Genomic DNA, 12159 nt, shown 5'->3' on the forward strand with positions numbered 1-12159 from the left:
GGTGCCGCCGCGCTCGACCATCCCGGCACGCTGTACAGCTACGTCTACGCCGATCAGACGCCGAACTTCCCGCTGCCGTTCACCTATCCGCCCTTCGCGGCGGTGGTGTTCTACCCACTGAGCCTGCTGCCCTTCCGCGTGGTCGCCTTCGCGTGGCAGGTCGCGACGATGGCCGCGCTGTACGCCGCGATCCGGATCAGCCAGCGGTTGATCGGCGTGGCGGCCGGGGCCGACGGGCGACGCATGGCCATGGCGTGGACGGCCGTCACGATCTGGATCGAGCCGCTGCGCAGCACGTTCGACTACGGGCAGGTCAACGTGTTGCTGATGCTCGGGGTGCTGCTGGCCGTGTTGACGACGCGGTGGTGGCTGTCGGGGCTGCTGGTCGGCGTGGCGGCCGGAATCAAGCTGACGCCCGCGATCGCCGGTGTCTACCTGCTCGGCGTCCGGCGGTGGGCCGCGGCGGCGTTCTCCTTCGTGGTCTTCGTGGCCACCATCGGCGTGTCGGCAATGGTGGCCGGGGACCAGACGCGCTACTACTTCACGAAACTGCTGGGCGACGCGCATCGCGTGGGCCCCATCGCAACGTCGATCAATCAATCCTGGCGCGGCGGCATCTCCCGGATCCTTGGCCACGACGCCGGCTTCGGCCCGCCGGTCCTGGCCGCCATTGCCGTCACCGCGGTGCTGGCCGTCCTGGCCTGGCGGGTGCTGGACCCGACCGATCGGCTGGGCAAGTTGCTGGTGGTGGAGTTGTTCGGGCTGCTGCTGTCGCCGATTTCCTGGACTCACCACTGGGTATGGCTGGTACCGCTGATGATCTGGGCGATTCACGGGCCGCTGCGCGAGCGGCGCGGCGCCCGGATCGTGGGGTGGGGCTGGCTTGCGCTGACCATCGTCGGCGTGCCGTGGCTGCTGCTCTTCGCTCAGCCGACCATCTGGCAGATCAGCCGGCCGTGGTACTTGGCGTGGGCCGGCCTGATCTACATCGTGGCGACCGTGGCGACGTTGGCCTGGATCGCCGCCGCCGGTCACCGCTCTCCCGAACGTCGCGCTGGCGTGACGGTCGAAGACCGGGCGACGTCGGAGGGCTAGCTCCCGACGATCCCGTCGATGTCGTGGGCCATGGCCACGTCCTTCTCGGTTATGCCCCCCTCGGAGTGCGTGACCAGAGCGAAAGTAACTGTCCGCCAACGGATATCGATATCCGGGTGATGGTCCTTGCTCTCCGCGTGCTCGCCGACCCGGCGCACCGCGTCGATGCCGGCCAGGAAACTCGGGAACTTGATCGACCGGCGCAGCGCGCCGTCGACACGCTCCCATCCGTTGAGATCGGGCAGTGCGGCGTCCACCTGCTCATCCGTTAACACAGCCATGTCTCGACCGTATACCGTCTGGCCATGCCGACCCAGATCGTCGTCGCCGGGGCGGTCATCCGCGGCGCCAGTGTCTTGGTGGCGCAGCGCGTCCGGCCGCCCGAGCTGGCCGGACGCTGGGAGCTGCCCGGCGGCAAGGTCGCGCCGGGTGAGACCGAGCCCGAGGCGCTGGCCCGGGAGTTGGCCGAGGAGCTGGGTGTGACCGCCGGCGACGTCGCGGTGGGCGACCGCCTGGGCGACGACATCGCGCTGGACGGCATGACGCTGCGCGCCTACCGTGTGGACCTGCTCGGCGGCCAACCGCACGCCCGTGACCACCGGGCGGTGCGCTGGGTGACGGCGGCCGAGCTGGCCGATGTCGACTGGGTGCCCGCCGACCGCGCCTGGGTCGCTGACCTGGTACGGACGCTGGCCGGCGGGGTCTCATAACAAGTCCACAGCCTTTCGGCAGCTGACATTCAGCGCCGCAGAAGGTCACGAGGGTGAACTTGGAGATATAAACCCAACGTGAACTTGTAGTAAACGACTTGACCTGGAGTGCGTGCCGGCGGCGACCCGTCATCCGCGCCGGACGCATCTGGTCCGCAAAACCCATGCTGAGCAGACGGATTTTCGTTAGCAGGCCGCGTACGGCGGAGGTGATAGGCCCTTCTCCCGCACCCGATGCGGGTGCGTGCTCCGGGCCCCCGACATCGATGGCGCCCCCGACGCGGCATGGCGCGGGCGGATGCAGCGACGGGCCGGCGCCCAACACGACGCATCTGGGGTCGAAGCGACGGCCCGGCTACGACGCAGTGATACGGAGTAGAAGGGATACCTGTTGACTCTCACACCACACGTTGGTGGAGCGCTCGAGGAGTTGCTGGAACGCAGCGGGCGGTTCTTCACACCCGGCGAGTTCTCGGCCGACCTGCGCACGGTGACGCGGCGGGGCGGCCGCGAGGCCGACGTGTTCTACCGCGACAGGTGGAGTCACGACAAGGTGGTGCGTTCCACCCACGGGGTCAACTGCACCGGTTCCTGCTCCTGGAAGATCTACGTCAAGGACGGGATCATCACCTGGGAAACGCAGCAAACCGACTACCCATCGGTGGGCCCGGACCGGCCGGAATACGAGCCGCGCGGATGCCCGCGCGGGGCATCGTTCTCCTGGTACAGCTACTCGCCCACCCGGGTGCGGTACCCGTACGCCCGGGGCGTGCTGGTCGAGATGTACCGGGAAGCCAAGGCGCGCCTCGGCGATCCCGTGCTCGCCTGGGCCGACATTCAGGCGGACCCCGAACGTCGACGGCGCTATCAGCGCGCCCGCGGCAAGGGCGGACTGATCCGGATCACCTGGGCCGAGGCCACCGAGCTGATCGCCGCCGCGCACGTGCACACCATCAAGACCTACGGTCCCGACCGGGTCGCCGGCTTCTCACCCATCCCGGCGATGTCCATGGTGTCCTACGCCGCGGGGTCGCGGTTCTTCGAACTGATCGGCGCCCCGATGACGTCGTTCTACGACTGGTACGCCGACCTGCCGGTGGCCTCGCCGCAGGTGTTCGGCGATCAGACCGACGTCCCCGAATCCGGAGACTGGTGGGACGCTTCGTATTTGATGATGTGGGGCTCCAACGTGCCGATCACCCGAACCCCCGACGCGCACTGGATGGCCGAGGCCCGCTACCGCGGCACCAAGGTGGTGACGGTCAGCCCCGACTACGCCGACAACACCAAGTTCGCCGACGAGTGGATGCCGTGCGCGGCCGGTGCCGATGGGGCGTTGGCGATGGCGATGGGGCACGTCATTCTTTCGGAATGCTATGTGCAGAAGCAGGTTCCGTTCTTCGCCGACTTCGCGCGCCGCTACACCGACCTGCCGTTCCTGATCAAGCTGGAAGAGCGCGGCGACATGCTGGTGCCGGGGAAGAACCTCACGGCGGCAGATCTCGGTGAGGCGGTCGAGAACGCGGCGCTCAAACCGGCGGTGTGGGACGAGGCCACCGACTCGGTGGTCGTGCCGCACGGTTCACTGGGATTCCGTTACGGCGAGGACGGCGTCGGTAAGTGGAACCTCGACCTCGGCGTGCTGGTGCCGGCGCTCAGCGTGCGAAATGCGCACGGCAACGGCGAGGACGACACCGCGCTGGTGCACCTGGCCAGCTTCGACACGATCAACGGCGAGGGCGCCACCGTGGCGCGCGGTGTCCCGGTGCGCCGCGTCGGCAAGCACTTGGTGTGCACCGTTTTCGACCTGATGCTGGCCCAGTACGGCGTGGCCCGGCCGGGATTGCCCGGCGAATGGCCCACCGGTTACGACGACCCGACCCAGCAGAACACCCCCGCGTGGCAGGAGACCATCACCGGCGTGTCGGCCGCGCAGGCCATCCGCGTCGCGAAGGAATTCGCCCGCAACGCAGAGGAATCCGGTGGCCGGTCCATGATCATCATGGGCAGCGGGATCTGCCAGTGGTTCCACGGCGACGCCATCTACCGGGCGGTGCTCGCGCTGCTGATGCTGACCGGGTCGATGGGGCGCAACGGCGGCGGCTGGGCCCATTACGTCGGCCAGGAAAAGGTGCGTCCGCTCACCGGATTTCAGACGATGGCGATGGCGACGGACTGGGTGCGCCCGCCCCGGCAGGTGCCGGGTGCGTCCTACTGGTACGCGCACACCGACCAGTGGCGCTACGACGGCTACGCGGCCGACAAGCTTGCCAGCCCACTGGGTCGCGGCCGGTTCGCCGGCAAGCACACGATGGATCTGCTGGCCTCCGCTACGGCGATGGGCTGGAGCCCCTTCTACCCCCAGTTCGACCGGTCCAGCCTGGACGTCGCCGACGAGGCGCGCGACGCCGGCCGCGACGTCGCCGACTACGTCGCCGAGCAGCTTCGCGACCGCAAGCTCAAGCTCTCGGTCACCGATCCCGACAATCCGGTCAACTGGCCGCGGGTGCTTACGGTGTGGCGGGCCAACCTGATCGGATCGTCGGGCAAGGGCGGCGAGTACTTCCTGCGCCACCTGCTGGGCACCGACTCCAACGTGCAGGCCGAGCCGCCGGCCGACGGGATGCCGCCCGCTGACGTGGTGTGCGAGGGGGACATCCCCGAGGGCAAGCTCGACCTGATGATGTCGATCGATTTTCGAATGACCTCGACGACATTGGTCTCGGACATCGTGCTCCCGGCGGCGACCTGGTACGAGAAGGCCGACATCTCCAGCACGGATATGCACCCGTACGTGCACGCGTTCAGCGCCGCGACCGATCCGCCCTGGGAAACCCGTTCGGATTTCGAGGCTTTCGGCGCGATCGCCCGCGCCTTCAGCGCGCTGGCCAAGCGTCACCTGGGCACCCGCAGCGACGTGGTCCTCACGGCGCTGCAGCACGACACCCCCGACGCGATGGCCTATCCCGATGGCACCGAAGAAGACTGGCTGCACACCGGAGCGACGCCGGTGCCCGGGCGCAGCATGCCCAGGCTCACCGTGGTGGAACGCGACTACGGCGCAATCTATGACAAGTGGCAGACCCTCGGCCCGCTCGTGGAGACGTTCGGCCTGACCACCAAGGGCATCACCGTGCACCCGTTCCGGGAGGTCGAGGAACTGGCGGCCAAGTTCGGCGTTATGAATTCCGGTGCGGCGGCGGGGCGTCCGGCCATCACCACCGCCGCCCGGATGGCCGACGTGCTGCTGCTGCTGTCCGGGACGACCAACGGCCGGCTCGCGGTCGAGGGCTTCCGTGAACTGGAGAAGCGAACGGGTCAACGGCTGGCGCACCTGGCCGAGGGCAGCGAGGAGCGGCGCATCAGCTATGCCGACACCCAGGCGCGCCCGGTCCCGGTGATCACCAGCCCGGAATGGTCGGGCAGCGAAACCGGTGGGCGTCGCTACGCGCCGTTCACCATCAACATCGAAAACCTGAAACCGTTCCACACGTTGACCGGCCGGATGCACTTCTACCTGGCCCACGACTGGGTCGAGGAACTCGGCGAGCACCTGCCCGTGTTCCGTCCGCCGCTGGACATGACGCGGCTGTTCGGTCAGCCCGAGCTCGGCCCGACCGAAGACGGAATCGGCCTCACCGTAAGGTATTTGACACCGCACTCGAAGTGGTCGTTCCACTCCACCTACCAGGACAACCTTTACATGCTGTCGTTGTCCCGGGGCGGGCCGACGATGTGGATGAGCCCCGGCGACGCGGCCAAACTCAAAGTCCGCGACAACGATTGGGTGGAGGCCGTCAATGCCAACGGCATCTACGTGTGCCGGGCCATCGTCAGCCACCGCATGCCCGACGGTGTGGTGTTCGTCTACCACGTGCAGGAACGCACGGTGGACACACCTCGCACCGAAACCAACAACAAACGCGGCGGCAATCACAACGCGCTGACCCGCGTTCGGATCAAGCCCAGTCACCTCGCCGGGGGCTACGGCCAGCATGCGTTCGCGTTCAATTACATGGGACCGACCGGCAACCAGCGTGACGAGGTCACCGTGGTGCGCCGCCGCAGCCAGGAGGTGACGTACTAGATGAAGGTCATGGCCCAACTGGCGATGGTGATGAACCTCGACAAGTGCATCGGCTGCCACACCTGCTCGGTCACCTGCAAGCAGGCATGGACCAACCGTTCCGGCACCGAGTACGTGTGGTTCAACAACGTCGAAACCCGGCCGGGGCAAGGTTATCCGCGCACCTACGAGGACCAGGAGCGGTGGCGCGGCGGCTGGATACGCGACAAGAAGGGCCGGCTGCGGTTGCGCGACGGCGGCCGCTTCCACAAGTTGTTGCGCATCTTCGCCAACCCGCGGCTACCGCTCATCGACGACTACTACGAGCCCTGGACCTACGACTACGAGAACCTGACCACCGCACCCGCGGGTGACACCTTCCCGACCGCCGCGCCCAAGAGTCAGATCAGCGGCGAACGGATGAAGATCTCCTGGGGCCCGAACTGGGACGACAACCTGGCCGGGTCGCCGGAGATCCTGGCGGGCGACCCGATTTTGAAGAAGGTCGGCGAGGAGGTCAAACTCGCGCTCGAAGAGACCTTCATGTTCTATCTGCCCCGGATCTGCGAGCACTGCCTCAACCCCTCCTGCGTGGCGTCATGCCCGTCGGGTGCGATGTACAAGCGCAGCGAGGACGGCATCGTGCTGGTCGACCAGGACCGCTGCCGGGGCTGGCGGATGTGCGTCTCCGGATGTCCTTACAAGAAGGTCTATTTCAACCACAAGACGGGCAAGGCCGAGAAGTGCACGCTGTGCTATCCGCGGATGGAGGTCGGGCTGCCGACCATCTGTTCGGAGACCTGCGTGGGGCGGCTGCGGTATCTGGGCCTGGTCCTCTACGACGTGGATCGGGTGCTCGAGGCGGCGTCGGTGGAGAACGAAACCGACCTCTACGAGGCGCAGCGCCGAATCCTGTTGGACCCGAACGATCCCGAGGTGATCACGGCCGCGCGCGCGGAGGGCATCTCCGACGAGTGGATCGAGGCGGCCCAACGCTCCCCGGTGCACGCGCTGATCAACGACTACAAGGTCGCGCTACCCCTGCACCCTGAATACCGCACCATGCCGATGGTCTGGTACATCCCGCCCCTGTCGCCGGTGGTCGACGCGGTCAGCCGCGACGGTCACGACGGGGAGGACCTCGGCAACCTGTTCGGCGCGCTGGACGCCCTGCGCATCCCGATGCAGTACCTGGCCGAACTGTTCACCGCCGGTGACACCGCCGTGGTCGAGGGCGTATTGCGGCGGCTGGCGGCGATGCGCTCCTACATGCGCGACATCAATCTCGGGCGCGAAACCCAGCCGCACATACCGCAATCCGTCGGGATGACCGAAGAGCAGATCTACGAGATGTACCGGCTGCTGGCCATCGCCAAATACGAAGAGCGCTACGTCATTCCGACCGCGTTCAGCCCGCAGGCCCGCGATCTCGAACAGATGGGTTGCTCGTTGACGGGCGACGGCGGCCCGGGCATGTACGAGTCGGGCGACCCGGTACCCGTTTCCGTGGAGACGTTCCACGCGCTCAAGCACACGGACGGGGAGGCGGCCGGAAACGGCCGGGCGCGGGTGAACCTGCTGAACTGGGATGGGCGCCAGGTGCCCGCCGGAATGTTTCCCGAAGAGCAGAACCGATGAGGCTGCTGGCCGGGCGCCGCGGACGCGCCAACACCCTGCAGGACCGACTGGTCTGGCAGGCGGCATCGCTGCTGCTGGCCTACCCGGACGACGAGCTGGCGGCGCGGCTGGACACCGTCGACGAGCTGCTCAGCCACATCGACGGGCCCGAGGCGACGCTGCTCGGACAGACGGCGGCCGCGCTGCGCGCCCGCGAGCCGATGGCCGCCGCGATGGACTACGTCGCGACATTCGACATGCGGCGCCACTGCACGATGTACCTGACGTACTGGACCGCCGGGGATACCCGCAACCGCGGCCGGGAAATGGTCGAATTCGCCACCGCCTACCGGGAAGCGGGCGTGCCGCCGCCGCGCGCCGAGGCGCCCGATCACCTGCCCGTCGTGCTCGAGTTCGCCGCCACCGTCGATCCCGAGGTGGGGCGGCGGCTGCTCAGCGAGCACCGCGTCCCCATCGACGTCTTGCGGGGCGCCCTCGCCGACGCGAACTCGCCCTACGAGCCGACCGTGGCGGCGGTATGCGCGACACTGCCCGCCGCGACCGACCAGGACGTGCGCCGTGCCGAGCGCCTGGCGCAAGCCGGGCCACCCGCGGAAGCCGTTGGGCTGCAACCCTTTAACTTGACCGTGCCGCCCCGACGCGAAGGAGCGCCAGGTGTTTAGCAACGTATTGTTTTGGGACATCGCGCCCTACGTCACGCTGACGGTTTTGGTCGTCGGCACCTGGTGGCGGTACCGCTACGACAAATTCGGCTGGACCTCGCGTTCCTCGCAGATCTACGAGTCGCGGCTGTTGCGGGTGGCCAGTCCGATGTTCCACTTCGGCATCCTGGCGGTTTTCGCCGGCCACGTGATGGGCCTGTTCGTCCCGCCGCGGGTGACGCACATGTTGAAGTTGAGCGATCACGCCTACCATCTGCAGGCGGTCATCGCCGGGTCGATCGCCGGCCTCGCGACGTTGGCCGGGATCGGGCTGCTGATCTATCGGCGGTTCACCCGCCCCGCGGTGTCCATGGCCACCACCCGCAGCGACAAGGTGATGTATGTGGTGCTGGTGCTGGCCATCGTGGTGGGGCTGTACTGCGACCTGATCGGCACCGGGCCGCACGGCGGCGAGTTCCACTATCGCTACACGGTCGGGCTGTGGTTCCGCCGGATCTGGATCTTCCAGCCGCACGGCGAGGTGATGATCAACGCCCCGCTGGACTACCAGCTGCACTCCTTGATCGGCATGGTGTTGTTCACGCTGTTGCCGTTCACCCGGCTGGTGCACATCTTCAGCGCGCCCGTCGCCTACCTGTTCCGGCCCTACATCGTCTACCGCAGCCGCGACGAGGTGGCCAAGGGCGAATTGGTCGGTACGGCGCCGCGCCGCCGGGGTTGGTGACCGGCGCCCGGTCGCCCGTTGAGCGTGCGTCCAGGGCTTTCGGTGTGCCGCCAGGGTGCCGACCCGCCGCGGCGGGCCGCCCTGGACGCACACCGGACAGCGCGCGGGCCACACCTGCCAGTTCGCCTTTGATACCCCCGCGCTGCCACAATCACCGACGTGCCATTCCGTAACGTCGCCATCGTCGCCCACGTCGACCACGGCAAAACGACCCTGGTGGACGCGATGCTGCGGCAGTCGGGGGCGCTGCACCACCGCGGTGACGACACCCAGGAACGCATCATGGACAGCGGTGACCTCGAGAAGGAAAAGGGCATCACCATCCTGGCCAAGAACACCGCCGTGCATCGCCACAACCCGGACGGGACGGTGACGGTCATCAATGTGATCGACACCCCGGGGCACGCCGACTTCGGCGGCGAGGTGGAGCGCGGGCTGTCGATGGTGGACGGCGTGCTGCTGCTGGTCGACGCGTCCGAGGGCCCGTTGCCGCAGACGCGGTTCGTGCTGCGCAAGGCGCTGGCCGCGCACCTGCCGGTGATCCTCGTCGTCAACAAGACCGACCGGCCCGACGCGCGCATCGCCGAGGTGGTGGAGGCCAGCCACGACCTGCTGCTGGACGTCGCCTCGGACCTCGACGACGAGGCCGCCAAGGCGGCCGAGCACGCGCTGGGCCTGCCGACGCTGTACGCGTCCGGCCGGGCCGGCGTCGCCAGCACCACCCAGCCGGCCGACGGCGAGGTGCCCGCCGGCGACAACCTGGACCCGCTGTTCGACGTGCTGATGGAGCACATTCCGCCGCCGTCGGGGGACCCCGAGGCGCCGCTGCAGGCGCTGGTGACCAACCTCGACGCGTCGGCCTTCCTCGGGCGGCTCGCCCTGATCCGCATCTACAACGGCAAGCTGCGCAAGGGCCAGCAGGTGGCGTGGATGCGCGAGGTCGACGGGCTGCCCGTCATCACCGGCGCCAAGATCACCGAGTTGCTCGCGACCGAGGGCGTCGAGCGCAGCGCCACCGACGAGGCGATCGCCGGCGACATCGTGGCTGTCGCCGGCCTGCCCGAGATCATGATCGGCGACACGCTGGCCGATCCCGACCACGCGCACGCGCTGCCCCGGATCACCGTCGACGAGCCGGCGATCTCGGTGACGATCGGCACCAACACCTCGCCGCTGGCGGGCAAGGTGTCGGGCCACAAGCTGACCGCGCGCATGGTCCGCAACCGCCTCGACCAGGAGCTGGTCGGCAACGTCAGCATCCGGGTCGTCGACATCGGCCGGCCCGACGCCTGGGAGGTGCAGGGCCGCGGCGAGCTCGCCCTGGCGGTGCTGGTGGAACAGATGCGCCGCGAGGGTTTCGAGCTCACCGTCGGCAAGCCGCAGGTGGTGACCCGCACAATCGACGGCAAGCTGCACGAGCCGTTCGAGGCGATGACCATCGACTGCCCCGAAGAGTTCGTCGGCGCGATCACCCAGCTGATGGCCGCCCGCAAGGGCCGCATGGAGGAGATGACCAACCACGCCGCGGGCTGGGTCCGGATGGACTTCATCGTGCCGAGCCGCGGCCTGATCGGGTTCCGCACCGATTTCCTGACCATCACGCGCGGCACCGGGATCGCCAACGCCGTGTTCGACGGCTACCGGCCGTGGGCGGGGGAGATCCGGGCCCGCCACACCGGGTCCCTGGTCTCCGACCGCAGCGGCACCATCACGCCGTTCGCGCTGATTCAGCTCGCCGACCGGGGCCAGTTCTTCGTCGAACCCGGTCAGGACACCTACGAGGGCATGGTCGTCGGAATCAACCCGCGCGCAGAGGATCTCGACATCAACGTCACCCGCGAGAAGAAGCTCACCAACATGCGGTCGTCGACGGCGGACGTCATCGAGACGCTGGCCAAGCCGCTCGAGCTCGACCTGGAACAGGCGATGGAGTTCTGTGCGCAAGACGAATGTGTCGAGGTGACTCCGGAGATCGTCCGCGTCCGCAAGGTGGAGCTGGACGCCACGACCCGGGGCCGCAGCCGGGCGCGGGCCAAGGCCCGGGGTTAATCGCGCGTGCGTGGGCGGGCTGCTGGGCAGCTGCTCGATACCCTGATCGGCATGCCGAGACGAGTCCGCCGTTTCTTCGTGACGGTGGGTGTGGTCGTCTCGCTGGCCGGATTGGCGCTCGCGGCGTGCACGGTCAACCCCCCGCCGGCGCCACAGAGCACCGATACCCCGCACAACTCGCCACCGCCGCCGCCGCGGCCGACCCAGATCATCATGGGCATCGACTCGATCGGGGCCGGGTTCAACCCGCACCTGCTGTCCGACCTGTCCCCGGTGAACGCGGCGATCAGCGCGCTGGTGCTGCCCAGCGCGTTCCGGCCGGTGCCCGACCCCGGCAGTCCGACGGGCTCACGCTGGGAGATGGACCCGACCCTGCTGGAGTCGGCCGAGGTCACCAGCCAGAACCCGTTCACGGTGACCTACAAGATCCGGCCCGAGGCGCAGTGGACCGACAACGCTCCGATCGCCGCCGACGACTTCTGGTACCTGTGGCGGCAGATGGTCAGCCAGCCCGGCGTCGTCGATCCCGCCGGATACGACCTCATCACCGGCGTGCAGTCGCTCGAAGGCGGCAAGCAGGCGGTGGTCACCTTCGCCCAGCCCTATCCGTCGTGGAAGGAGCTGTTCAGCAACATCCTTCCGGCGCACATCGTCAAGGACGTGCCGGGCGGTTTCGCGGCCGGGCTCGCCCGGGCGCTCCCGGTGACCGGCGGCCAGTTCCGGGTGGAGAGCATCGATCCGCAGCGCGACGAGATCCTGGTGGCCCGCAACGATCGCTACTGGGGATCACCGGCCAAACCCGCGCTCATCCTGTTCCGGCGTGCCGGGGCGCCGGCCGCGCTGGCCGATTCCGTGCGCAACGGTGACACCCAGGTGGCCCAGGTGCACGGTGGATCGGCGGCCTTCGCGCAGCTGTCCGCCATCCCCGACGTGCGCACCGCCCGGATCGTGACGCCACGGGTCATGCAACTGACCCTGCGCGCCAACGAGCCGAAGTTGTCCGACGCGCAGGTGCGCAAGGCGATCCTCGGGCTGCTCGACGTCGACCTGCTGGCGGCGGTGGGCGCGGGCAGCGACAACACCGTGACGCTGGATCAGGCCCAGATCCGGGCCCCCAGCGACCCCGGCTACGAACCGACCGCGCCCCCCGCGATGACGACCCCGGCGGCGCTGGCGTTGCTGGAGGGATCCGGGTACAAGGTCGAGGGCAACTCG

General features: G+C 68.4%; 9 protein-coding genes. 8 read left to right on the forward strand and 1 reads right to left on the reverse strand.

The window, feature by feature from the left end; genetic code table 11:
• Nucleotides 1-1095 (forward strand): mannosyltransferase (locus tag A5709_RS04730; RefSeq protein ID WP_068118337.1); only part of this gene is annotated, 1095 nt, incomplete at its 5' end.
• Here the strand turns inward: A5709_RS04730 and A5709_RS04735 are convergent.
• Nucleotides 1092-1376: a 4a-hydroxytetrahydrobiopterin dehydratase gene (locus A5709_RS04735; protein WP_067203848.1), complete on the reverse strand. Its 285-nt coding sequence runs from the start codon at nucleotides 1374-1376 to the stop codon at nucleotides 1092-1094. The two genes, A5709_RS04730 and A5709_RS04735, sit on opposite strands and share 4 nt — an antisense overlap.
• A gap of 24 nt (nucleotides 1377-1400) precedes the next feature.
• Here A5709_RS04735 and A5709_RS04740 point away from each other — a divergent pair, with 24 nt between their 5' ends.
• The 7 genes from A5709_RS04740 to A5709_RS04770 all read left to right on the forward strand — a co-directional run.
• The gene (locus A5709_RS04740; protein ID WP_067946052.1) at nucleotides 1401-1805 is read left to right on the forward strand and encodes a (deoxy)nucleoside triphosphate pyrophosphohydrolase; all 405 of its coding nucleotides are present in this window, start codon (nucleotides 1401-1403) and stop codon (nucleotides 1803-1805) included.
• 391 nt (nucleotides 1806-2196) lie between these two features.
• Nucleotides 2197-5892 (forward strand): nitrate reductase subunit alpha, encoded by a 3696-nt coding sequence (locus A5709_RS04745; protein ID WP_068118340.1) that lies wholly within the window; start codon nucleotides 2197-2199, stop codon nucleotides 5890-5892.
• Nucleotides 5893-7509 (forward strand): nitrate reductase subunit beta, encoded by a 1617-nt coding sequence (narH, locus tag A5709_RS04750; protein ID WP_068007226.1) that lies wholly within the window; start codon nucleotides 5893-5895, stop codon nucleotides 7507-7509. It abuts the gene before it with no gap.
• Nucleotides 7506-8171, forward strand: coding sequence for a nitrate reductase molybdenum cofactor assembly chaperone (gene narJ / locus A5709_RS04755; RefSeq protein ID WP_068007228.1), 666 nt, complete (start codon nucleotides 7506-7508; stop codon nucleotides 8169-8171). Before narH ends, narJ begins: the two co-directional genes overlap by 4 nt.
• Nucleotides 8164-8895: a respiratory nitrate reductase subunit gamma gene (narI, locus tag A5709_RS04760; protein WP_068118343.1), complete on the forward strand. Its 732-nt coding sequence runs from the start codon at nucleotides 8164-8166 to the stop codon at nucleotides 8893-8895. Before narJ ends, narI begins: the two co-directional genes overlap by 8 nt.
• Before the next feature lie 159 nt (nucleotides 8896-9054).
• Entirely contained in the window at nucleotides 9055-10944 is a 1890-nt protein-coding gene (typA, locus tag A5709_RS04765; protein WP_067946062.1) for a translational GTPase TypA, read from the forward strand.
• 45 nt (nucleotides 10945-10989) lie between these two features.
• A partial coding sequence (locus tag A5709_RS04770) for an ABC transporter family substrate-binding protein (RefSeq protein ID WP_197520080.1) occupies nucleotides 10990-12159 on the forward strand: 1170 nt, incomplete at its 3' end.

This window comes from Mycobacterium sp. E1386, from assembly GCF_001672745.1.
GTDB lineage: Bacteria > Actinomycetota > Actinomycetes > Mycobacteriales > Mycobacteriaceae > Mycobacterium.

Bases quoted from the DNA above. Each gene is read 5' to 3' on its own strand.
- A5709_RS04735 (WP_067203848.1), bottom strand. From the start codon at position 1,376: ATGGCTGTGTTAACGGATGAGCAGGTGGACGCCGCACTGCCCGATCTC.
- A5709_RS04740 (WP_067946052.1), top strand. From the start codon at position 1,401: ATGCCGACCCAGATCGTCGTCGCCGGGGCGGTCATCCGCGGCGCCAGT.
- narH (WP_068007226.1), top strand. From the start codon at position 5,893: ATGAAGGTCATGGCCCAACTGGCGATGGTGATGAACCTCGACAAGTGC.
- narJ (WP_068007228.1), top strand. From the start codon at position 7,506: ATGAGGCTGCTGGCCGGGCGCCGCGGACGCGCCAACACCCTGCAGGAC.